This window comes from Psychrobacter sp. S4(2024), from assembly GCF_036861305.1.
In the GTDB taxonomy this organism is placed as follows: domain Bacteria; phylum Pseudomonadota; class Gammaproteobacteria; order Pseudomonadales; family Moraxellaceae; genus Psychrobacter; species Psychrobacter cryohalolentis.
On the sequence record NZ_JAZAQR010000001.1, the window covers coordinates 866846 to 889319 of the forward strand.

Below are 22474 nucleotides of genomic sequence, written 5' to 3' on the forward strand. Positions count from 1 at the left end.
GGATAGAAACAGGTTAAACGTAGGGTATGCGATGTAAAAGGAGAGATAATCAAACCAGATAAAGACGGATTATTTACCGCCTGAAATAACGAATTTACTGCCACAATTGTCCACGACATTATGACAGTTGCCAAATTCACTGCCTTCATAACAGACATGTACATCCGTCAATATCATTTGACGTTGCGTACCTGACTGACAAATCAGATCGACACTAGCAGGAGTCATACCACTATTTAAGCTGGTCATTTGACCGATAAAACGAGATTTTAATACCGTATAACTATTGCCCGTGTTTAGCTCATTTGGCAGCTTGAGAGCGCCCGCATAGTTAGTGATTTGGCGGAAGTAATTACTGGAGCTTAATGGACTACAAGCGCCATAACGTTGCCACGCTTGGGTACGCACTGTGGTATCGGGCATAATACGGTTGACGACTTTTAACTGTAGCGGTGTGATACGCGGTTCACTACCACGTCCGCAGCGTTCTCCATAACCCATGTCTAAACCTGACACAGTCAAAGAATAGCCTTCTAGGCACTGACGCATACGCGAACGCGTTGGTTGCAAGTTACATAATGCTGGTGTCATCTCAATCATCAGCACGCGATGACCACTTTTACTAGCGTTAGCCGCTTGAGCAGACATAGCCATTGTCCCTTGCAACAGTAGCAAAGTGGCGATACTAAAAGCTGTCCAACCGCTATAGTTATACTGTTTACTTGTCATATTGTCACTTACGTACTCTGATATCACTGTTTTTTGGCATCAAGCCCAGTTTGGTTTAAAGAGTTCACCGATGCCTAATGTGCAACGATATAGACAGATTGAGGTGTTTTTTATTATGTGAAGGTAAAGTATTGAGTAATGATAAAGACCAGCTTTTGCAAAATAGCTTCTAGATTCGGGTAGTATTACTCAAATTGGCTAATTAAGCTCCAAGCATCGATTGAGGACCTCAAAAACACCTTGTGAAAAAATCACTCATAATGACAGCAATGGTAGCAAAAACCCTCTTTTAATCTATAGCAAAAACGTAAACATGCATGATAGATGAATCATCTGTGTTGACCATTGTCATTATTGAAAAAATTTGGTCGTCAAAATACGATTGCTAAGCTAACAAATTGCAGCTGTAAAAAAACCATTAACGATAAAAGGTTAATGGTTTTTTGCTATTACTCAAATTAAAATGCGGCAGGTACGGTACCCATACGCTGAGTGATTGGCTGACCATTACCCAATAAGCTGCTATAGATGGTGGCATTTTCCATCACGTGTTTGACATAATTCCGTGTTTCAGGAAAAGCAATAGACTCAACGTACTGATCCGCTGCCAGTGAGCCATAGGTTGGCTGCCAACGCTTGGCATTGTTTGGACCAGCATTGTAGCCCGCCGTTGCCAATACAGGCTGACTGTTTAGCTTCCCAAAGATATCACCCATATACCATGTACCATAACGGATATTGGTATCACCGCTATTGGCACGGCTTGCGCTATATGTCTCGCCCAAATTACGGGCAATATATTTTGCGGTATCCGGCATGACTTGCATCAGTCCACTTGCCCCGACATTTGAGCGCGCAGAGGCTACAAATCGGCTCTCTTGACGCATGATGCCATATGCCCAAGCGGGATCGATACCAGCTGACTGACTATAGCGTACTACAGCATCTTGGTGCGGCATCGGATGCGATATCGCAAGGCTATTAACGTTGTCAGTATTGTCAATGGCATATATCGCACGGTCTAGCCAGCCCATATCATAGGCTTGACGCGCTGCTGCAATGATTAATTTTTCATCACGGTTATCACGTGCTTTTTTGACCGCCCAGTTCCACTCACGATTGGCATAAGCTCGGCTGGCATCAGCGTTATATAACGCAAATGCACGGGCAAAATGTGGATTCTGCATGACGCGCGCACGATCCGCGCTACTGATATTAGGTAAATTACTACCCCCCAAACGGCTGGCATCAAAACGTTGACCAACTTTTTCCTTTGCCATCAAACCATAATATTCGTTACTTTTAGCGAGATTTTGATACATTTTCTTAGCAGTATTGCGCTTGCTGCCATCATTTGACTGCTCATAAGCGCGTGCCAACCAATACTGCCATTGATTGGCTTTTTGGGTTTCGGCATCCATTCTTGAGATGGCTTCGACCACATCATCCCAGCGACTAAAACGAATCGCTGCCATGGCATAATATTCTGCTTCTTCAAAACTAAAATCATTGTCTAAGCTGTTACGGAACCAGTCGACGGCTTCAACGTTAAAGCCATCATCGGTATTGTGATTCATGCGTTGCACACCAAGAGTACGATAAGCTGCGCGGCGAGTATCATCGGTTAACAATTTGGCTGAACGCTGATTGTCTTGCTTTATATCAAACTCTAACTGCAACGCCGCCTCACGATAAGACTTTTCGGCGACACGTCCCATCGCATAAAGATACAAATATTGATTGGTTTGGCTGGCAGGTTCGCGGGCGAAACGACTAAAAAACGATGATGGATTAAGCTGGATGTCACTCAGTGATGCATAAGGAATGGGCATACCTAAGCGCGAAGATAACGCCATGATATCACCGGTTTTGCCTTTACGCAGCATACGTTTGAGGCGAGAAACTCTCTCTGGGTTGCTAATTAAGGCATTGTTATTCATCTCAAGCGCTAGCTGATCACATAGAGCTGGCTGTTTTTTGGTGGTCAACCAGACATCAGATTTGGCCGCCATAGCGCGCATGGTATCACCGCCATTATTAAACCCAAGCGCAACCGCACACTTCTCACTGTCATCAGCATTGGTGATCAAATTTGCCACTTGGCGCACGGCAGCATAATCATTTGAACCCGCTTTGGTTTCAGCAAAATCAGCGGCCAGTTTTTCTGCCATGACCGTATCTGGATATTGGCGCACAAACTGCGACACTGCCGCAGGGCTTTGCGAATTCAAATCTACATTCATCCGCCAGTAAGTAGGATACATGGCAAATAAGCCACCGCTCATAGCTTGCTCATAATTATAAAGCGCATTGACATCACCGCGCTCTGCCGCAATGGCTGCTGCAGTGAATGAACCCACGCCATTGTCTGGTTGATAAGCATTGTTTTGTTGAAAAGTACTTTGTTGAGAAGTGTTTTGTTGACTGTTGGGTTGATAGCCATCAGGCTGATAGCGCTCTACTTGATATTTGCCTTGTTGCTCAGAACTGCCGCTCTCACCCCATGTCAATTCTGCACAGGCTACTTGCGAAAAGCCCAAAGCACCGACAGCCGCTGCCAAGCTCAGCGCGCTTTTTTTAAGCGTCATTGTTTTAGAACTCTTATGCGTATTATTTTGATATATATTTTTATCAATCATATCAGGAGCAACCTGCGGCTTTTTCATACTGACTCTCTTTTATAGTGGGTCTTATATAATGGGTCTTAAATAATATTTTAAAAAGGCTTTTAAAAAAGTGACTCTAATCAAATGATTCTAAAATATAGGTTTAAAAAATACATTCCTAAATCGATATTTTAGACAGATAGAAATCAGGATTTATTCAATGACGCTAATAGGATGACATTCATCATACTATACTCGTTGCACTTTCAACTATAAGCTTTACTTTTCATTAATAAATTGGATAGCACCGCGTAACACGAAGGTGTTATTGCGTACAAATCGGCATCAATCATTATGCATCTTATTTATAACCAAATAATGATCGATAAGCAATTGATAATATTATAAATAATTCAATCTACTTACAATAATGAGCAGACGCTAACTTTTCACATTAGCGCGGGGTTGTGATAAAATACGTCACCTGCTAATCGGCTAGCCCGCTATATTTTTGGTCAATCATGGACTTATCCTTATGAGTGTTACTGTATTCAATCCCCGCATCGATGACGCTGCTGCCTCTGACATTACCGCTGTCACGCCTGTGATCACCGCACTCAATGAACTAAGTTCAGCACAAGCTCCTGTAAAATCATCTACCAAAAAGGTTTTTGTCACCACCCAAGGTTGTCAGATGAATGTCTATGACTCGGGCAAAATGCTTGATGTGCTTGGTGACTCACATGGCATGGAAGTGACGCATAATATCGACGAAGCCGATGTACTGCTGATGAATACTTGCTCCATTCGCGAAAAAGCCCAAGAAAAAGTCTTTTCAGAATTGGGTCGCTGGCGCAAATTGAAAGAAAAACGCCCTGACCTTGTCATCGGTGTTGGTGGTTGCGTGGCTTCGCAAGAAGGCGATAACATTCAAAAGCGCGCGCCTTATGTCGATATGGTATTCGGTCCGCAAACGTTGCACCGTTTGCCAGAGCTGTATGACCAATCACATCAACAGCGTGAAATTGCGCCTAAGAACCGTATTGGTACGGTGGATGTATCCTTCCCAAGTATCGAAAAATTTGATTTTTTACCAGAGCCAAGAGTAGAAGGATTTAAAGCTTTTGTTTCCATTATGGAAGGCTGCTCTAAGTATTGCTCATTCTGCGTCGTGCCTTATACACGTGGTGAAGAATTGTCACGTCCACTGGACGATGTATTGGCTGAAATTGACAGCTTAGCGGCACAAGGTGTACGTGAAATCAATCTACTCGGTCAAAACGTTAATGGCTATCGCGGCGAAAAAGACGATGGCAGTATTTGTCGTTTCGCAGAGCTCCTGCACTATGTGTCACACGTCGATGGTGTTGAGCGTATTCGCTATACAACCAGCCATCCGCTAGAGTTCACTGATGATATCATTGACGCTTACGCGCAACTGCCAGAGCTGGTATCACACTTGCATCTGCCTGTACAAAGCGGCTCAAATGCGATATTGGCAGCAATGAAGCGCAATCATACGATTGATGTTTATATTAATCAAATTAATAAGCTCAAAGCCATACGCCCTGATATTCACTTATCAAGCGACTTTATTATTGGCTTTCCCGGTGAGACTGAGCAAGACTTCCAAGATACGTTAAATCTAGCAAAAGAGTTAAACTTCGATCACTCTTACAGCTTTATTTACTCTAAACGTCCGGGCACGCCAGCAGCAGAACTGCCGGACGATGTGAGCTTCAAAACTAAGAAAGAGCGCTTGGCAGAATTCCAAAAAGTTATTATCGACTCAACGCTTGCTAAAACTCATGAGATGGTCGGCACCACGACTCGCGTATTAGTTGAGCAAGTCGCCAATCGTCATCCTGATTGTTTAATTGGTACAGCAGACAATACCCGTACCGTAATGTTCCCTTATGCGATAGATAAAATGGATGAGATGTTGGGTAAAATTGTGAGCATACGCATTACTGATTTTGTGAGTCCGCACATGGTAAAAGGCGAGATTGAAGCAGTTTTAGCTTAATCATTGTTTCAAATAGAACATAGAAAAAGCCGTTCACTATTCAATAGTAAACGGCTTTTTTATGACTAAATATCAGCTTTTATATGAATATAGTCAAACCACTATAAATCAAACACAGTGCTACTGGGATAAGTTTTGCGCCGCCTCTGTCTGCGCAGGCACAGCAAGCAAGAAAAATTTATACCAGTAGCGCGTTATAATATTTGTACTTATTTTATTTAGGACTGACTATAACTAATAGCGACTTTTAAATCATAAAACTATTGAACACATCAGCCAATAAAGCGACTGCAATTAATATAAATATAATGCCGCAACCACGATTGAGCCAAGCTAAACGCTTACCAACATCTAACCACCCTGCCAGCTTTTTACCGCCTAATGTATATATTATCTGCCAAATCGTCTCACTGAGAAACAGTCCTAAGGTAAGCACAATATATTGCGGCCATAGTGGCGCACCAAAATTAATGAATTTAGGAAAGAAGGCTGCAAAAAATAAAATTGCCTTTGGGTTAGAAAGTGATACCCACATCCCTGTGCGAAATAGCATAGCATTACTAGGTGCCATCTTGACCGCAGCACTAGAGAGCGAGCGCGGCTTGAGTGTCTCAGATTTATGAATGCTATCAGGGCGATTTGAGCTTGTTGCTAACTCTGCGCTAATTTCTTCACTCATAGCATTGGCGTCATTCATTAAGCTACTATTGCTGCCACTATCACGCCACGATGCAACACCCAAATAAACAAGGTAAAGGGCACCGACTGTCTTAATTATCGTCAATAACCATGGCGACTGACGGCTAATGACATCCAAGCCTAGTAGCGTCGAGAGCAACAGGATAAACAGCCCAAGGCTGAGACCTGCTAGCGTCCATAATGTCCGCTTGACTCCGTAATTAATCCCATATTGAAATGCCAGTAGCATATTCGGACCCGGTGTCGCTGAGATAAAAAACGTACTTGCAAAAAATACCGCAAACAGATGCCAAGACATCAACCAACCCCTACTTTTTTATTTTAAACTGACTAAACGAAAAAATAAACACCGCCATAAAGACGGTGTTTATTATACCAACCACGACCTAAACCTTGCGGTTTATTTATCCATAGTACAACTTTCTAATAGACGCTGTAAGAAGCTGTCACAGCGCTCAATCTCATTTAACTTAACATATTCATCGGCTTTATGCGCCTGTTCAATACTGCCAGGACCACAGATAATCGTTGGGATACCGTTATTAGTAAACTGTCCGCCTTCGGTAGCGTAAGCAACTTTATGGCGTTGAGTGTCACCTGTCAGTGCCGCTATCAATGCTTGTAGCTCGGCACTATCATTATCTGTCATTGCCGGTACGCTTTCTTCTTGCATCAGCTCAATGCCGGTATCGGCAGCGCGCGCTTGCATTTGTGCGCTTAGTTCTGCGACTTTTGCTTGAATCGGTAGCAGAATGTCGTCCTGTGTCATGTGTGGCAGGTTGCGATAATCAAAGGTGAACTCACACAGATTGGGCACAATATTGGTCGCTGTACCACCTTGTATGGTGCCCACAGACAATGTCGAATAAGGGACATCGAACAGTGCATCATTATCATCGCGATGGCTTATTTCTTCTGCCAAGCTATCAACATAGCCAATCAAACGACTGGCATAACTGATGGCGTTTACACCTGTTGCTGTCAATGACGAGTGCGCTGATTTGCCGTGGACGCGGCAGCGATAAACAGCAATACCTTTATGCGCCACGACCATCGCCATATTGGTGGGCTCACCGACGATACAATAATCAGGAGTGATACCGCGAGCTTTTAAGTCTGCCAAAATTAATGGCGCACCTAGACAGCCAACCTCTTCATCAAATGACAATGCCAAATGAAGAGGACGACTCAGCTGACCACTATTCGATAACTCCACCGCTTTTGGTAATAAAGTTAGCGCACACGCAATAAAGCCTTTCATATCGCAAGCACCGCGTCCATATAGCTTGTCACCACGAATCGTCGCAGTAAATGGCTCTGATGTCCATGCTTGACCATCAACTGGTACAACATCAGTATGCCCTGATAGCACCAAACCATGATTGATGATATCAGCACTGTTATTAGCATTGCCACCTGCTGCTACGGTGACAAATAAATTGGCTTTATTTTTGGCATCATTAAAGGTCAAATCTACGCTTAAGCCTAACTGCTCACAATAGCTTTGTACGTATTCAATCAATGCCAAATTTGAATGGCGACTGACCGTATCAAAAGCAATCAGCCTTGTAAGCCAGTCAATGCTATTCGATGGATAATCAGTATCCATTACAGCGTGAGATAAGCCATCAGTACGAGTTGATACAGTCATAAAAAATCCTTAATACGATAAAGATAAAAAGAGCTTAGCGTCTTTGAAATGCACGTTGTTGCAGCATTTTTACTTCTGCATCTAATCCAGCAATCGGACCTTCAACTGGCACATTTGGTGCTACCTCTTGAATACTTAATGAATTGATTGGTGATGAAGATTTTACACCCATCTCCTGCATCCATTCATCCAACTGTTTTGAGGAGCTAACATAAACAATGCGACCAAGCCCTGACCACGCATGAGCAGCGGAGCACATAGCACAATGCTCACCGGAAGTATAAACCACTGCTTGCGCACGCGCTTCAGCCGTCATATGCTTTGCTGCCCATTGGGCAACAGCAATCTCAGGGTGATAAGTAGCATCGACGCTATTGGCGCGATTACGGTCTTCGTGCAACACTTGACCATCACCAGCGACCAACACACTCCCAAATGGCTCATCACCTGCCTCTAAGGCTTCGGTAGCAAGCTCAATAGAGCGGCGCAAATGAATCATATCATCGGCTTTATCATCATTGTCAGTTATCATCTCAATCTCCTTTTTATTACCTTATAGCAAGTTACAGTCCTTTATTAGGCTTTATAGTACCCCATATCTTACCAAACCCTTTATGACGGATCTGACTTACGATGGATGATTCTGATTCATCACATCAATAACAGGTGGCATAGGTTTTGGCTTAGTATTAGAAGCCTTACCTTCTGATTGTAACTCTTTAGTGGTTTTGGCATCGATAGCCAGTCCCGCAATCAACGCAATGTCTTTCACAGGCTTACGCTGACGAGTAGCAAAGCTCACTGGTACCATACGGGCAAATTCATAAATGTACAAATAAGACTCTTCGCCGCCTTCAAAATCTTCATCGTCTTCTAAACGAATACCACCAATTTTTGCCAAATCGGTAAGCATCTCGTTTTCTTCACTGCTCAGACGACAATCAGTGATACCAAAGCCGGTCATAAAACCATTTGCCCACTGTTTCAATGCCATTACGCGCTCGTATAGGTCATGTTCATCATCTGGCACAAGCGGCGTATAAGAATAAGCATCATCCTTGTCTTTTAGCTGGAATACGGTATCTTCGGCTTCTTCAGTCAGCAAGGTCAACGCTTCGTCAGGTAATGGCGCAAAACTCAGTTCTTCAAATACATTGGCCCATACTTGTTCATCAGGCGCGTCGCAAGCAGTCATTAGCCCCGTCATTAGACCATGTACCTCACTGATAGACACATCAGTCCAGTCGTCAAAAGCCTTTAGCCACGTATTCCAGCCAGAGATATTGTCATTCATAATAGATGTCCTAATAATTAATAGTTAATGATTGCTTATAAAATAAAATCAGTACAATGTTATCGATGAGGCAGTGATTCATAAAAAATAAAGAGATCAAGCCCAATGCTGGTAATTACTTTGTTGGTATAGATATTATGCGGTCACCTATGGCATTATTAAACGCAGACAACAACATTCATTTACGCTTATTTGTTAAGGATAAAAACTGACTATGTATGACCAACTTAGAATATTAGAAAAAATGATACTCGACATCAAAAAACAGTATCAGCTTGTCAGTGCTGAACTTAGCAGTCTCAAGCAACAACCATTAACCGACCCGAAAGAGCTTAGCGCCCTAAAAACTAAGTTAGATAGCAGCTATACAGAACGCGATGGTGCCAAAAAACAATTTAATGACCTTGATAAACGTTACCAAAGCTTGGCTGAAGCGCACCATATGATCGGTGAAGAGCAAGATAAACTTCATAAGCAGATTGATCTACTAGCACAACAAAACCATGACCTAAAACAGCATAATAATGAATTAAAGCAACAGTATAGCGATATCAAGCAGCAAAACAGTGACTTAAAAAAGAAGAATGAATTGGCAGCGGAGCGTACACAAGTGGTATTACAACGCTTAACCCGTATTGATCAAACAGAAAGCCAGTAGTGTCTTATAGTCAAAAGCTATCACTATTTTCGTTAATGAAGCTCACAAACGCTCACGATGACAGCATCCCTCTTCCCCTCTATTGACCAGACATTGTAGGATTTATCATGACCGACAACCATAACAAAATCACTGAAAAACAGAAAAACAGCCCAGTAAAGAATGCTCAAGTAGAAACCAACCAAGTAAAAAATAGTCAGGCACAGAAAACTGTATCAACTAATGCAAATACGCAAAGCAGCCCCACTGCTAAAGTAAATAGCGCACCTGAGCCGCAAATCAAGAAAGTCGATATTGCGATTGCTGGCATTACTTATCCTATCTACTGCCCAGTACATGAACAAGAAGAATTGCGTTCAGCGGTATCTTATATCAACGATTTTGCTTTAAGTTTAAAAAGAGACGCACCAAGTCTTAGTCAAGAAAGCTTACTGGTATTATGCTGCCTAAATTTATATGAAAAAATCCAAACTCATGAAAGAGGTGAAGAAGATCGCGGGCAACAGGATAAGCAGTCTATGGCTTTGCTAAACAAAGTTATTCAAGATGCTCACTCTATTTTATAAGCCAATGCATTTCTTGATACTTATAAATATATCAAACGCTTAGTTTATGAAACTAAGCGTTTTTTATGGTCATTAGATAATGCTGTTTTTAGACTTATGGCTGATGAACCTTACCTGCATGAAAATCTGCTTGGTGCTCATAATTGCAAAAGAAAAGCTCACCAGATGTTGGTTCATCCGTAATCTCTGACGCCATGTTGGCATCAGCATCAACGCTGATATCAATCGTTTTAGCGTTAATATTGCTTTCAAGCACGCCACGATATTCAGCCAAGCTATTGCCACAAAAGTCACACTGACGCGGTGTAATAACATCGCCTTTTTTGGGCATCATGCTTTTGGGTGCACGCGGGTACATGAACTTATAAAATCCCCACATCGAAACCCAGATAATGATGATGATAATAATAACAGCTAACACGGCAGCGCTCCTTCAAATATGGCTGAATACATTATAAACGCAACGCTTCAGAATAATCATATAAAAAACTGGCTACAGTGAGCCAGTTTTTATTTTATAGAATACATTATTTGGCCGTCATAGTGACTAAGCTATCAGGGACCAAACTATAACTGTAGCTCACTGATATCAGCCACAGTTAAAAACAATGCGCGTACTTGCTTAAGCAACGCTAAGCGGTTGGCTTTAAGCGCCGTATCTTCACTGTTGACCATCACACTATCGAAGAATTGCGTCAATGGCTCATCTAAGCTAGCAAGCGTTTGCAATACTTGCGTATAGTCAGCCTGCTCAAGTAATGGTTGTACCACTGTCTGTGCTTGCTTCATACTCGCATATAAATTTTGCTCAGCAGGTTCAGACAATAGCGCTTCATCAACAGTGTCAGCAACGCTCACTTCTGACTTGGCTAATATATTGGCAACGCGCTTGTTTGAATCAGCAAGCATCGACGCTTGAGGTAAGTCGCTAAACGTTTGAACGGCACGAATACGTTGATCAAAATCAAGCGGCATATGTGGATTAATCGCCTGTACTGCCTGAATCGTATCGACGCTAACGCCTTGCTCGGTATACATTGCCCGATAGCGCGAGTTCAAAAATGCCATCACTTGGGTAAATGTATCGCCCATCTTGGCAATCTTGCTACCTTCCGCGGTACTATAGCCCTTAATGGCTTGCTCAACGAGAGCAACTAGATTAATTGGCAGCTGCTTCTCAATCAAAATACGCAGAATACCAATAGCAGAACGACGTAGGCTGAACGGATCTTTTGATCCTGTCGGTGCTTGGTCAATGGCAAAAATACCGACGAGCGTGTCCAAACGATCTGCTAATGCTAAGCAAATACCAATTGGCGTCTGTGGTAATACGTCACCGCTGAACTTAGGCAAATATTGCTCTTCTAAACTTGCCGCGACTGCTTCTGGCTCATCATTCAAACGTGCATAATAAGTACCAGCGATACCTTGTAATTCAGGATATTCACCGACCAATGAGCTTGCCAAGTCTGCTTTGGACAAAATACCTGCACGCACTGTTTGATCGATATCAATCTGCTGACCTTGCTGTTGCATTAAGGCGGCAATAAAGGCGGCAAGCTTAGCAATGCGCTCAGATTTTTCCCAAATCGTACCCAGCTTGTCTTGGAAGACGCGAGTTTTTAGGCTTTCTGTCAGCGCAAATAATGGCTGCTTTTGGTCTTGTAAGAAGAAAAACTCTGCATCAGCCAAACGTGGACGCACGACTTTCTCATTACCTTCAATGATTTGGTTCGGGTCTTTTGACTCAATATTGGTAATAAAAATAAAGTATGGCTGCAATTTGCCTGCTTTATCGGTTAAGCAAAAATACTTTTGATCCGCTTGCATAGTAGAAATAAGCGCTTCTTGTGGCACTTGCAAAAAGCGCGCTTCAAAGCTTGCACGCAGGGCAATAGGGAAATCAACCAATGCAGTGACTTCATCTAATAAACTCTGCGGCACGATAGCGTCAGAACTAACCTCATCTGCCAATGCCTTGACTTGGTTTTTAATCAGCATTTGACGCTTATCAAAATCTACCACCACTTTTAAACCATCAAGCAGTTGCTCATAATCATTGGCGTGCGCAATGTTATGGTAATCAGGGCTATGGAAGCGATGACCACGAGTTTGCGTCCCTGTCTGATGACCTTGAATGGTCGCATTAATGACAGCATGATCTTGCATCAAGACTGCCCACTGTACGGGACGCACGAACTCATTGCGGCTCGCGCCTGAACGCATACGTTTAGCAATCGGCAAATTATCAAGTGCGGTTTGAAAAATAGCAGGTAGCAGCTCAGTGGTCGCTTGACCTTGAATCGTTTGCACATAACCGACGTAATCACCTTTATCGGTATTAATAGTGGTCAACTCGCTGGCTTCAATACCCAAGCCTTTTGCAAAGCCCATCGCCGCACGGGTAGGATTACCATCAGCATCAAAGGCAGCTTTGATCGCAGGTCCACGTTTTTCCTCAGTACGATCCGGCTGTTTATCGCTAATGCCTTGAATCTGTATTGCTAAACGACGCGGTGCCGCAAAGGCTTTGATACTATCGAAGCTGATATTAGCGTCTGCTAATTGCTCGGTAACACTTTCTTGTAATGCGTCACGTAAAGGTTTTAGACTTTTTGGAGGCAGCTCTTCACACCCCAGTTCAAATAGAATAGTACTCATGGGATGCTCCTATTTATTATTGTTAGTTGATTGGTTTGTGTTTAATTCTTCAGTTGCCATGTCAGTGTCTTCTTTTGGCAAATACTTATCGAGCGCCGCTTGACGATGCGCCTCATCCGCCAACGGGAAGCCCAGATTAGCGCGTGCTTCAACATAACCAAAGGCCACTTTCCGTGCTAGCGTACGTACTCGTAGGATAAAGCGCTGACGTTCGGTCACTGAAATCGCCCCACGAGCATCGAGCAAGTTAAAGGCATGTGAGGCTTTTAGTACCATCTCATAGGCTGGTAGTGGCAAACCTTCAGCCACAAGCTTATCTGCTTGCTGCTCATAAAAGTCGAACATCTGACCCATCATTGGCACATCGGCATGTTCAAAGTTATAGGTAGACTGCTCAACTTCGTTTTGATGGAAAACATCACCATAAGTGACACGACCAAACTCACCATCTGCCCAAACCAAATCATATACGCTATCGACGCCTTGCACATACATTGCCAAGCGCTCAAGACCATAGGTAATCTCGCCAGTCACAGGGAAACATTCAATACCGCCCACTTGCTGGAAGTACGTAAACTGTGTGACTTCCATACCGTTTAGCCAAATCTCCCAACCAAGTCCCCATGCACCTAGCGTTGGCGATTCCCAGTTGTCTTCCACAAAACGCACATCATGCACCAATGGATCAATACCAATTGCCTCAAGTGAACCTAAATACAGCTCTTGGATATTAGGCGGATTGGGCTTAAGCACCACTTGAAACTGATAATAATGTTGTAAACGATTTGGGTTATCACCGTAGCGACCATCGGTTGGACGACGTGATGGCTGCACATAGGCCGCGTTCCAGCGCTCAGGACCTAATGAGCGCAAAAATGTTGCGGTATGAAATGTACCTGCGCCGACTTCCATATCATAAGGCTGTAAGATCACGCAGCCCTTATCCGCCCAATAATTCTGCAAGGTCATGATTAAATCTTGAAATGTCATCGGTTGAGAGTCTTTTTCTTGTGTCATCGAGGTTGTCGCTTGTGATGTCATAGTTTGGATTGTCATAGTTTGGGGCATCGTAATAAAGCCACTGTGGAATTAGTATTATGAAATAAAATATTGATAGCGCTCGTATCGCCTATATAGCAACGAGTCTATTTGACTGCTCACCTTACTAAAAATTGACTATTTTATCTATATTTACCTGAACTAAATTTACACCCTATGCCGAAATATTCAGTGTATGGATCATCAATAAGTAGATTTATGAGTGAATTCTAATTTTAAAAGCAATCAATGGTATGGATAAAAAAATACCCAAATGCGTGAGCATTTGGGCAGGAGGAAAGGTATGTCTTGGGCATCCTGATTGTTCAGGCTTTTTGTTTTTTGGGGTATTGCAATTTCTTATTGAACTATTTTACTTTATCACTGCTCTTATAAATCAATACTTTACTGATAAGACTGACCATTTGCCTTCGGCATGATGATCCATAATATGATATAGATCAAAATACCAGGTACTGCGGCACTCAAAGTTGAGACAATAAAAAACAGTAATCTCACCCAGGTTGGTGACCAACCAACATATTCTGCAATGCCACCCATCACGCCCGCTATCATGCGATTATTCTGTGAACGATGTAATTTTGCTAGCTTAGCCAAATCAAATACCTCTTTTTATTATTTATTTTAATATTACTCTTATAAACTGCTTTATGATTTTATTTTGAATACAGTAAAGACGTTTTACGTTTGTCTTTAAACTTATGAATAAGTATAGCAATTATTTCTCTTATATCTGTTGGCTGTGTAGACGTGCTTTGTGAATTTATGCTACTTAAGCTTACTCTAACCTCTCATTAACACCCGTAAACCTCTGATTTTAAATAGTTATTTCAAATTGTTTCAAAGGCGACTTTGTTTCTCGCATATTACACCTTTTGTTACATGTGCTATATTCTTTAATGAAACCAAATGCTTAGACATTATTATTCTATCTTAAAAATAATCACTTATTTATTAGAATCATAATCTAGTAAAACGAAAACATAATAAGCAGATAAATCATTATTTTATTGATGAATACATCATAAAATAGGGACTATTTACAATAATCTACGGGTAAGTATTCACGAACCTTTATACCATGCTTATAAAAACTCTAGACAACTAAAAATAAATTGCACTCAGTAAGTGTGAATAAGGACAGCTATGTACGAGTCAGGATTGATGATTGGACATTTTGAGCCGCTACATTTGGGGCAAATGCGCAGTATATTGGATGCAGCAGGACAAGCAAAAAACTTACATCTTGTCATTATGACCCACCCGTCGCCGCATCCAGATTTTAAAATCACGTTGCAAGATAAAGCGCGTTGGTTACAAATGGCTTGTGCTGATTTACCTTTTATTCATATTCATACCACTGATGAGATTGAGCTACCAGTACATGAAAGCTTTGCAGATGTGACGATTGATATCACTGCCAGTAACGCTAAGCTGCAACATTTGATAGATGCGTTAAACTTGCCTGCTGAAACCGTAGTATTTGTCGCAGAGAACCACCCTTTAGCACAGTCTGATATTTGTAAGCAGCTAATCATGCAGGTGGTCACAACACCATTACAGCCTGACTTTGACTCTTATGCCATTGCACGAAATCCGGTCGCATATTGGTCAGCGCTACATCCGCAAGCACGCAGTAACTATACTAAGACGGTTGCTATTGTCGGCGGCGAAAGCTCAGGTAAGACGACCTTGGTGCATAAGCTGGCCAATTATTATGGTGCTAGCTTTGCGCTTGAGATGGGACGGGTTTATGTCGGTACAGATTTGGGCGGCACCGAAATTGGACTACAATATAGCGATTATGGACCGATTGCCTTGCACCATGCGCAAGCGATTCGTGATGCAACAAGTATAGCCACGGTGCCAGTGACGATAATTGATACCGATTTTGTCACGACCCAAGCGTTTTGTGAAGAGTACGAGGGCCGCACCCATCCTTTTGTGGCTGCTTGTATCGATGAGTTTCGCTTAGACCATACAATTATGCTCGATAACAATGTGCCTTGGATTGATGATGGTATGCGCTCTTTGGGTACACCTGAGGCACGTGGTCGTTTTGAGGCGCGTCTATTGGATATTTTCGCCCGTCATGATATTAAGCCGCACATGATTGATCAACCAGATTATGAGGCGCGCTATCAGCAAGCATTGTTATTTATCGACCAGTATATTTATGGTCAAAAGCCGTAAAAGATAACCCAAATTAAAAAAGCATCACTGACACTATTATTTATTTTAGGAATATAACGCCATGCGTATTCAGCTACTAGACAATATCACTGGGAAATGGGCCATACAATGGATTGTCATTTGGTTCATTTGCGGTGTGCTTGCCTTATCTATAGGGTTTTGGCTGACCACCGAACATACCACGCTCGATTGGTTCTACTTAGGCGTGTCTTTTATCGGACTGGTATGCGTGGTTTCATTATCCTTTCGTAAAAACATTTTAGGCAATGGCTTTGGTATGGGCGCGACAGCCGGTGAAGTGGTCGTACAAGCGACCTCTGGCGCTGTTGGTCTGATGCTTGCGCCTTTGTTCAACTTCTTTACCCACGTCTATGGTATTTTTTATTGGTCAAAGCATACTGATGCTGATGGTGATATGGTGCCCAAATCTGCGAGCAAATGGATTTGGCTACTGACCATTAGCTTCATGGTGATTGGACTTGCCTTATTCCCAACGGTAAATAATTTACTAGCAAGCTATGGTTATGCGGTCGTTGAAGATGATAATAGTAAATTTTTAGGCCTTATCTCTTTCTTTTGGATTAACGTCATTGCCTTCGTACTGTCTATTACCGCTCAGGCAGCGATGATTCTGCGCTATTCGTTTAACTGGTGGTTATGGATTTTATCCAACTTCGTTTGGTTGACCGTAAACTTGATGTCAGGCAATTACATATTTGCCATTCAGACCATGGTCTATCAAGTAAACTCGTTTGTCGGGCTCTATGAATGGTACCGCAGCGAGCAAGAATCGGTCGAGACACCGACACACATCAGAAAATAAAGACTAATAGGCCGATTCTATATGAAAAATAATGTGGCACTTCAGTTTGAGTAGATGAAAGGATTTTAGATGAGAGTATTTGACTCTACGGTCTAACAGATAAAATGGCGAATTACTCAGATTAGTGCTACAACTGGTAGTCGTAAGTAACTTTATTTATCTATTAATCAGTCATTCATTTACTAACAAGGAGGTTGGTATGTCTGTCACTCAGAAAAAACGAATGTCCAAGCGCACGCTTGAGCAATGGCTCAGTGAGTATTCAGTCAGTCATCAAAATCTTATCAATAAAAAAATCCATTGGCTGTGTGTTCCGGCTATTTTTGTCAGTCTACTTGGGATGGGGATGTCGCTATCCGTTTGGTTTACCTTAATAATGAGTGCCTTGGTATTGTTATTTTATATGCGCTTATCAACGCCACTATTTATGGCAATGGGTATTTTTATTCTTATTTGTCTTTCAGTAATGACTCTATTCCCTTGGGGTTTTAAAGTTTGGGCGGCTGTCTTTGTGGTGGCATGGATTGGGCAGTTTATCGGTCATAAGCTTGAAGGTAAAAAACCTTCTTTTTTTGAAGATTTACAATTCTTGTTGATTGGTCCGGCATGGGTTGCAAATAGTTTAATGGGACGTAAGCGAGCTAGTGAATCATAGCTAAATCAGATAATGAGAGTCGATATTATTTTTAAATGGAAACGACTATACAATAAAGAAACGGCACCCAATCTCTTATTAAGTGCCGTTCCTATAGTCAGTCCTAAATAAAAGAAATACAAATTTTATAAAGCACTACTGGGGTTAATTTTTCTTGCTTGCTGTGCCTACGCAGACAGAGGCTGCGAATAATTAAACCCAGTAGTTCTGTACTCTTTTAAAAGTGGATCACCTATATCATAAAAACTACTGTCTATTAATCCAAAGTCTGTACACCACCGCCATTCACAAATGTGGTTTGACCACTGACCCAAGTCGATATTGGCGCAGCAAAATACAACATAGCACCAGCGATATCATCAGCCTCACCCAAACGCTTAATAGGCGTATTTGCTAGCATTTTCTTCTCAATCTCTGGCGTTAGTACCGTCTTCAAAGCATCAGTACGCGTCGCCCCTGGACCGACCGCATTGACGCGTACTTCAGGACCGAAATCATGTGCCAAGTTTGCTACCATATGATTGACAGCCGCTTTTGAACCTGCATAGCCGCTCATATTCGGGCTTTTATTAACACTTGACATCGAGGTAGTAAATACAATCGAGCCATATCCTGATTTTTTCATATGCGGCGCGCACAGTTGACTTAAGCGCCAGCCACTAAAAACGTTTAACTCAAAATCACGGCGAATGTCATCGATCGATGCTGTGGTTGGGTTTTCACGACCGCCACCACCGCCGCCCACATTGTTGATTAAGACATTAACAGTCCCAAACTCAGCGACTACTGTATCGACCATAGTGACCAAATCATCATCTTTTAGAATATTACATTCTACGGCAAGTGCTTTTACCCCAAGCGCCTCAATATCTTTTAGTGCTGCTTGTGCATCTTCAAGTTTTAAATCAGCAATGGCAATGTTAGCACCTGCTTCTGCCAAACGTAGCGCCGTGGCTTTACCAATACCATTTGCGCCACCCGTCACAATGGCAACTTTACCTGACAAATCGAATAGTTCGTTAAAGGCTTTATGTTGAAATTCTTGCATAATGATTCCTCAATATAGATGTACTCAGCTCGTTTACAGCACTATTAAATGCATAGCTATTGAAAGCGTGCGGCTAATACCTGCATTAATCTTAAGAATAAGCAGTGGCCAGTACGACTATTTCAACGCAATTGTAATCGAAGCGCTGACTAAAAATAATTATGCGTGGGATAGTTTGTTCTAGTGTGCTAAGTTCACGCAGTTTTTGTAATGATTTATATTTGACTGAGTCTCATGCCACTCTAGGCATTGTCATTAGCTACAGATGCTGCTAACTGATTGCTAACTCAAATTTTAGACATAAAAAAAAGCCTCACTTCTTATAAGAAGTGAGGCTTTAGTGCTTTTGCAAGCCATATTTGGAGCGGGAAAAGAGATTCGAACTCTCGACCCCAACCTTGGCAAGGTTATGCTCTACCACTGAGCTATTCCCGCTGAATCAATTCGTAAGTCATTTACTACTACGTCTCGATAGGCTGGCTATTTTAGCAAATATTCTGAGCGTGTCAACAGGTTTTTTTAACTTTCTTATAGATATCACAAATTTTAGGTATTTATTAGGACAATAATTCTCATATACAATTGATTTTATGGTTTATTTTTCTAACCATTGATATTCAATTATTTTTATAAATAATTGCTCAAATGTTCTCTTTAACATATTTTCTGATTATTCAAGCAGATTTATCCGCGAGTTATACATGAAGGCCACTTACAATCCTACCTTGTATTGTTACTTTTCCTCTATTGGTTTTCGACAGTTAACATAATTATACTTATGCACAAGGACGGTTCAGGTAGAATTTTACTGTTTTAGTAGATTGAGAGAAGGTAGTAGAACGTCAATAATAAGCTTCCCTTACCTCTACTGCATCAACATTGCTGTTATTTACTTTAATTTTCTTATTTATAGCGAGGACGTTTACTATGAAAAAACTACTTACCACGACAGTCATGGCGGCTTCATTGTCAGCATTGGCATTAACAGGTTGTACTAGCACGACCAGTACAGGTGCCGTTGGCGTTGATCGTCAGCAGTTGCTACTCGTATCAAGTGAGCAAGTATTGCAACTATCCGCTCAGAGTTATAATAAAACGATACAAGAAGCACGATCAAAACGTTTGCTTGATACCAACACCGCTCAGCTGAATCGCTTAAAAAACATTTCTAATCGTTTGGTCAATCAAGTTGGCGTCTATCGCCCTGATGCGGCAAAATGGCCATGGGAAGTGCATACGATTAAATCTAACGACTTGAATGCTTTTGTGCTGCCGGGCGGTAAAATCATGTTCTACACAGGCATTATCGATCGTCTGAACTTAAGTGATGATGAAATCGCTGCTATTATGGGTCATGAGATGTCTCATGCCTTACGTGAGCATTCACGTGAGCGCCTATCGCGTCAATATGCAACTCAGACCGGTATCGGTGTCGCAGCCAGTATTTTTGGTCTATCACAAGGTCAAGCTCAGCTTGCAAACGTCGCTGGTGACCTAGGTTTGAGCCGTCCGCATAGTCGCACCCAAGAAGCTGAGGCGGATCAAATCGGTCTTGAGCTAATGGCACGCGCAGGCTACAACCCACAAGCCGCTATTACCTTGTGGCAAAAAATGCAGCGCGCCAGCCAAGGCGAGCCACCACAATTCTTAAGCACTCACCCAACCAGTAGTAATCGTATCGCTGAGTTGCAGTCACTGATGCCAAAAGTAATGCCGCTCTATCAAAGAGCACGTCGTTAATAGTGCTTTTTAGGCAGAATTTTTGAAGTAGACACTCATAAATAATGACAAGCAGAGCCCATATCATCATGTGGCGCTCTGCTTTTTTATACCTGTTACTCATAGAATGCATTCCATCAATACCATGCAGACTCGATATCGGCGTCTGCTATAATGGTGACGATATATTGTCTAACGACAATGAAGCTTAATAGAATAAAGGATTGTTATGACTACCATTACCTCTACCACCAGTAGCACCCCTACTGCCGACGCACTTAGTCAGCAGTTGCAAGAATTACAACCGCTGCATATGCAACTCGTTAACGAATCAATGAATCATGCCGGTTACTTTGACGGTAAAGAAAGTCATTTTAAACTTATTATGGTCAGCGAAGCGTTTACAGGCAAGCGCTTGGTTACCCGTCACCAAATGGTTTATCATTTGGCAGATGCATTGTTAACCTCAAAAGGTGGTCAAATCCATGCCTTAGCGATTCATGCCTATATACCGACAGAGTGGCAAGGTCAAAACCCTGATAGCCCGTTATGTGCTGGACAAAATAAAGGCTAAATGATATTTATTTTTTGCAATAAATAATAAAATGCTATCGATGAAAAATATAATTTTAAAGGGAACCATATTTAATGAAACATTTACATATGCTCATGGCCGTCCTGTTGATTGTGCTGTTTTTATATCAAAGCTATCTGGTATTAAGCGCAAATAAGCCAGCACCACGCGTGGTCAAGATATCGTCGCACATCCTCTACGCTGTTATGATTCTTTCGGGCGTTGGTATGCTGATGCAATTGATGAGCGCCAATGCACCTGTACAATGGGTATTTGCCAAAATCATCTTGCTTGTGGCTGCTATCAGCGCCAGTATAAAAGCCTTTAATAATACTGCAACACCGAGCCAAAGAAAAACCGGTATTCTCATTGCTGGGGCAGCATATGTGGGTATTGTGATACTTGCCTTTACCAAACCGGGTAACTTATTCTGATGAGCACAAATACTCCTGCAATGAAGATGACGAAATATTCTATGCATTTTCAATATCTTAATGAAATTATTTTTGCTATCTTAAATAAATAAAAACGCAATATTAGCTTACTGGAGCCGCTATGAAAACTCTTACTGTAACAGCATTACTAGCAACCGCTGGCATTTTTGGTCTCTCAGGCTGTGCTTCTACGGGTAATATTACGCCGCAATATATCCCACCAAGCACCTATCAGAGCTATGATTGCCAAGCATTAAATCAAGAATATATCCGTGTTAATAGTTATGTGAATGCTGCCCGTAACGAGCAATCAACCTTAGCATCGACAGGTGTGGGTGTTGGGATATCTGCAGGGCGCTGGGGCATCTCCCCTAATATCAGCTTTGGGGTTGGTCAAAGCAACAACAATAAAGCGCGTGATGCCAAGTTATCGCGTCTATACGGCGAACGTGATGCGATTATCCAGTCAGCACGTATTCAACGCTGTAGCTTTGCTAATGGCATCAAGATTTATGGTGAGTAGGCTAAAACTGCTCTAATTCATCCAGCATAATAAAAAAGCCAATACGCGATACACGTATTGGCTTTTTGTTGAATTCAATAAAGTCAGACTTATGAGACAGCATTTATTGCAATAACAACTACTTTAAGCTTTGTACCCATTGCACGATTTGATGGCTTGGTAACGCTCCCGACTGCCGTGCTATCTCTTTACCATTTTTAAACGCTACCATCGTTGGTAAACTGCGAATATTATAAGGCGCCGCTGCTTGCTCATATTTATCGGTTTGTATTTTAGCAAACACGATTTGTGGCAACTGGCTGGCAGCTATCTTGAACTCCGGCGCCATCATCAGACAAGGTTGACACCAACTGGCCCAGAAGTCCACGATGGTCAGCACTTCATTTTTTTGAATGACTTTACTCACCGTTTGGGCATTCAACTCATGCGGCGTTGCAGTCAGTAAAGGCTTCGCACATTTACCGCAGTTTGGTGCAGCACTGAGTTTGGAATCTGGTACACGATTCGTTGCTTGGCAATGTGGGCATACTACATGAGCATTTTTTTCACTCATAAT

The 22474-nt window shown here is 42.1% G+C and carries 22 protein-coding genes and 1 tRNA gene; 10 read left to right on the forward strand and 13 right to left on the reverse strand.

The genetic code is table 11. The features are described 5' to 3' along the window. Positions 1 to 69: 69 nt before the first annotated feature. Positions 70 to 729, reverse strand: a complete 660-nt coding sequence (locus tag VLA57_RS03755) for a ribonuclease T2 (protein ID WP_133104726.1) — start codon at positions 727 to 729, stop codon at positions 70 to 72. Between the two features lie 458 nt (positions 730 to 1187). After that, the gene (locus tag VLA57_RS03760; protein ID WP_133104727.1) at positions 1188 to 3395 is read right to left on the reverse strand and encodes a lytic transglycosylase domain-containing protein; all 2208 of its coding nucleotides are present in this window, start codon (positions 3393 to 3395) and stop codon (positions 1188 to 1190) included. 475 nt (positions 3396 to 3870) lie between these two features. On the opposite strand from VLA57_RS03760, the gene miaB reads away from it, so the two are divergent. Continuing rightward, complete coding sequence (gene miaB / locus VLA57_RS03765) at positions 3871 to 5361, forward strand: tRNA (N6-isopentenyl adenosine(37)-C2)-methylthiotransferase MiaB (RefSeq protein WP_333954393.1); 1491 nt, start codon at positions 3871 to 3873, stop codon at positions 5359 to 5361. A 247-nt stretch (positions 5362 to 5608) separates the two neighbouring features. On the opposite strand, the gene VLA57_RS03770 is transcribed toward miaB, so the two are convergent. From VLA57_RS03770 to VLA57_RS03785, 4 genes are all read right to left on the reverse strand, one after another. Next, the gene (locus VLA57_RS03770) at positions 5609 to 6358 is read right to left on the reverse strand and encodes a LysE family translocator (RefSeq protein WP_333954394.1); all 750 of its coding nucleotides are present in this window, start codon (positions 6356 to 6358) and stop codon (positions 5609 to 5611) included. Positions 6359 to 6460: 102 nt separating this feature from the next. After that, complete coding sequence (gene argE, locus VLA57_RS03775) at positions 6461 to 7711, reverse strand: acetylornithine deacetylase (RefSeq protein ID WP_333954395.1); 1251 nt, start codon at positions 7709 to 7711, stop codon at positions 6461 to 6463. Between the two features lie 34 nt (positions 7712 to 7745). Continuing rightward, the gene (locus VLA57_RS03780; protein ID WP_263241550.1) at positions 7746 to 8243 is read right to left on the reverse strand and encodes a nucleoside deaminase; all 498 of its coding nucleotides are present in this window, start codon (positions 8241 to 8243) and stop codon (positions 7746 to 7748) included. Between the two features lie 96 nt (positions 8244 to 8339). Next, the gene (locus VLA57_RS03785; protein WP_333954397.1) at positions 8340 to 9005 is read right to left on the reverse strand and encodes a UPF0149 family protein; all 666 of its coding nucleotides are present in this window, start codon (positions 9003 to 9005) and stop codon (positions 8340 to 8342) included. A gap of 214 nt (positions 9006 to 9219) precedes the next feature. Between VLA57_RS03785 and VLA57_RS03790 the strand changes: the two genes are divergently transcribed. Together VLA57_RS03790 and VLA57_RS03795 are read left to right on the forward strand one after the other, a co-directional pair. Further along, complete coding sequence (locus VLA57_RS03790) at positions 9220 to 9663, forward strand: hypothetical protein (protein ID WP_333954398.1); 444 nt, start codon at positions 9220 to 9222, stop codon at positions 9661 to 9663. Positions 9664 to 9770: 107 nt separating this feature from the next. Beyond that, on the forward strand, positions 9771 to 10229 hold the full coding sequence (locus tag VLA57_RS03795) for a cell division protein ZapA (protein WP_201531126.1): 459 nt from the start codon (positions 9771 to 9773) through the stop codon (positions 10227 to 10229). Positions 10230 to 10323: 94 nt separating this feature from the next. Here the strand turns inward: VLA57_RS03795 and VLA57_RS03800 are convergent, their stop codons facing one another. From VLA57_RS03800 to VLA57_RS03815, 4 genes are all read right to left on the reverse strand, one after another. Further along, entirely contained in the window at positions 10324 to 10650 is a 327-nt protein-coding gene (locus tag VLA57_RS03800) for a hypothetical protein (protein WP_413786622.1), read from the reverse strand. Between the two features lie 146 nt (positions 10651 to 10796). Further along, the gene (gene glyS / locus VLA57_RS03805; protein WP_333954400.1) at positions 10797 to 12890 is read right to left on the reverse strand and encodes a glycine--tRNA ligase subunit beta; all 2094 of its coding nucleotides are present in this window, start codon (positions 12888 to 12890) and stop codon (positions 10797 to 10799) included. A gap of 9 nt (positions 12891 to 12899) precedes the next feature. After that, positions 12900 to 13880 (reverse strand): glycine--tRNA ligase subunit alpha, encoded by a 981-nt coding sequence (glyQ, locus tag VLA57_RS03810; RefSeq protein ID WP_333954473.1) that lies wholly within the window; start codon positions 13878 to 13880, stop codon positions 12900 to 12902. Between the two features lie 453 nt (positions 13881 to 14333). Beyond that, complete coding sequence (locus VLA57_RS03815; RefSeq protein WP_133104735.1) at positions 14334 to 14546, reverse strand: PspC domain-containing protein; 213 nt, start codon at positions 14544 to 14546, stop codon at positions 14334 to 14336. Positions 14547 to 15095: 549 nt separating this feature from the next. On the opposite strand from VLA57_RS03815, the gene nadR reads away from it, so the two are divergent. The 3 genes from nadR to VLA57_RS03830 all read left to right on the forward strand — a co-directional run bounded on the left by nadR (position 15096) and on the right by VLA57_RS03830 (position 17620). Beyond that, the gene (nadR, locus tag VLA57_RS03820) at positions 15096 to 16142 is read left to right on the forward strand and encodes a multifunctional transcriptional regulator/nicotinamide-nucleotide adenylyltransferase/ribosylnicotinamide kinase NadR (RefSeq protein ID WP_133104736.1); all 1047 of its coding nucleotides are present in this window, start codon (positions 15096 to 15098) and stop codon (positions 16140 to 16142) included. Between the two features lie 61 nt (positions 16143 to 16203). Further along, positions 16204 to 16965 (forward strand): nicotinamide riboside transporter PnuC, encoded by a 762-nt coding sequence (gene pnuC / locus VLA57_RS03825; protein ID WP_181209682.1) that lies wholly within the window; start codon positions 16204 to 16206, stop codon positions 16963 to 16965. Positions 16966 to 17164: 199 nt separating this feature from the next. Continuing rightward, the gene (locus VLA57_RS03830; RefSeq protein WP_011514377.1) at positions 17165 to 17620 is read left to right on the forward strand and encodes an Mpo1 family 2-hydroxy fatty acid dioxygenase; all 456 of its coding nucleotides are present in this window, start codon (positions 17165 to 17167) and stop codon (positions 17618 to 17620) included. A gap of 256 nt (positions 17621 to 17876) precedes the next feature. Here the strand turns inward: VLA57_RS03830 and VLA57_RS03835 are convergent, their stop codons facing one another. Beyond that, positions 17877 to 18668: an SDR family oxidoreductase gene (locus tag VLA57_RS03835; RefSeq protein WP_333954401.1), complete on the reverse strand. Its 792-nt coding sequence runs from the start codon at positions 18666 to 18668 to the stop codon at positions 17877 to 17879. Positions 18669 to 19028: 360 nt separating this feature from the next. Continuing rightward, positions 19029 to 19103 (reverse strand) — tRNA-Gly (locus VLA57_RS03840). Positions 19104 to 19595: 492 nt separating this feature from the next. Here VLA57_RS03840 and VLA57_RS03845 point away from each other — a divergent pair. From VLA57_RS03845 to VLA57_RS03860, 4 genes are all read left to right on the forward strand, one after another. Then, positions 19596 to 20408: a M48 family metallopeptidase gene (locus VLA57_RS03845; protein WP_011514379.1), complete on the forward strand. Its 813-nt coding sequence runs from the start codon at positions 19596 to 19598 to the stop codon at positions 20406 to 20408. A 208-nt stretch (positions 20409 to 20616) separates the two neighbouring features. Then, positions 20617 to 20961: a BolA family protein gene (locus tag VLA57_RS03850; protein ID WP_133104739.1), complete on the forward strand. Its 345-nt coding sequence runs from the start codon at positions 20617 to 20619 to the stop codon at positions 20959 to 20961. Positions 20962 to 21035: 74 nt separating this feature from the next. After that, a complete protein-coding gene (locus tag VLA57_RS03855) occupies positions 21036 to 21395 on the forward strand; it encodes a SirB2 family protein (RefSeq protein ID WP_133104740.1) in 360 nt (119 codons plus the stop codon). 121 nt (positions 21396 to 21516) lie between these two features. Next, on the forward strand, positions 21517 to 21918 hold the full coding sequence (locus VLA57_RS03860) for a hypothetical protein (RefSeq protein WP_011514382.1): 402 nt from the start codon (positions 21517 to 21519) through the stop codon (positions 21916 to 21918). A 118-nt stretch (positions 21919 to 22036) separates the two neighbouring features. Here VLA57_RS03860 and trxA read toward each other — a convergent pair whose 3' ends face one another. Beyond that, positions 22037 to 22471 carry a thioredoxin gene (gene trxA, locus VLA57_RS03865; RefSeq protein ID WP_011514383.1) on the reverse strand — a complete coding sequence of 145 codons (435 nt, stop codon included), beginning with the start codon at positions 22469 to 22471 and terminating at the stop codon, positions 22037 to 22039. Between the last annotated feature and the right edge of the window lie 3 nt (positions 22472 to 22474).

Bases quoted from the DNA above. Each gene is read 5' to 3' on its own strand.
- VLA57_RS03755 (WP_133104726.1), bottom strand. From the start codon at position 729: ATGACAAGTAAACAGTATAACTATAGCGGTTGGACAGCTTTTAGTATC.
- VLA57_RS03760 (WP_133104727.1), bottom strand. From the start codon at position 3,395: ATGAAAAAGCCGCAGGTTGCTCCTGATATGATTGATAAAAATATATAT.
- miaB (WP_333954393.1), top strand. From the start codon at position 3,871: ATGAGTGTTACTGTATTCAATCCCCGCATCGATGACGCTGCTGCCTCT.
- VLA57_RS03770 (WP_333954394.1), bottom strand. From the start codon at position 6,358: ATGTCTTGGCATCTGTTTGCGGTATTTTTTGCAAGTACGTTTTTTATC.
- argE (WP_333954395.1), bottom strand. From the start codon at position 7,711: ATGACTGTATCAACTCGTACTGATGGCTTATCTCACGCTGTAATGGAT.
- VLA57_RS03780 (WP_263241550.1), bottom strand. From the start codon at position 8,243: ATGATAACTGACAATGATGATAAAGCCGATGATATGATTCATTTGCGC.
- VLA57_RS03785 (WP_333954397.1), bottom strand. From the start codon at position 9,005: ATGAATGACAATATCTCTGGCTGGAATACGTGGCTAAAGGCTTTTGAC.
- VLA57_RS03790 (WP_333954398.1), top strand. From the start codon at position 9,220: ATGTATGACCAACTTAGAATATTAGAAAAAATGATACTCGACATCAAA.
- VLA57_RS03795 (WP_201531126.1), top strand. From the start codon at position 9,771: ATGACCGACAACCATAACAAAATCACTGAAAAACAGAAAAACAGCCCA.
- glyS (WP_333954400.1), bottom strand. From the start codon at position 12,890: ATGAGTACTATTCTATTTGAACTGGGGTGTGAAGAGCTGCCTCCAAAA.
- glyQ (WP_333954473.1), bottom strand. From the start codon at position 13,880: ATGACATTTCAAGATTTAATCATGACCTTGCAGAATTATTGGGCGGAT.
- nadR (WP_133104736.1), top strand. From the start codon at position 15,096: ATGTACGAGTCAGGATTGATGATTGGACATTTTGAGCCGCTACATTTG.
- pnuC (WP_181209682.1), top strand. From the start codon at position 16,204: ATGCGTATTCAGCTACTAGACAATATCACTGGGAAATGGGCCATACAA.
- VLA57_RS03830 (WP_011514377.1), top strand. From the start codon at position 17,165: ATGTCTGTCACTCAGAAAAAACGAATGTCCAAGCGCACGCTTGAGCAA.
- VLA57_RS03835 (WP_333954401.1), bottom strand. From the start codon at position 18,668: ATGCAAGAATTTCAACATAAAGCCTTTAACGAACTATTCGATTTGTCA.
- VLA57_RS03845 (WP_011514379.1), top strand. From the start codon at position 19,596: ATGAAAAAACTACTTACCACGACAGTCATGGCGGCTTCATTGTCAGCA.
- VLA57_RS03850 (WP_133104739.1), top strand. From the start codon at position 20,617: ATGACTACCATTACCTCTACCACCAGTAGCACCCCTACTGCCGACGCA.
- VLA57_RS03855 (WP_133104740.1), top strand. From the start codon at position 21,036: ATGAAACATTTACATATGCTCATGGCCGTCCTGTTGATTGTGCTGTTT.
- VLA57_RS03860 (WP_011514382.1), top strand. From the start codon at position 21,517: ATGAAAACTCTTACTGTAACAGCATTACTAGCAACCGCTGGCATTTTT.
- trxA (WP_011514383.1), bottom strand. From the start codon at position 22,471: ATGAGTGAAAAAAATGCTCATGTAGTATGCCCACATTGCCAAGCAACG.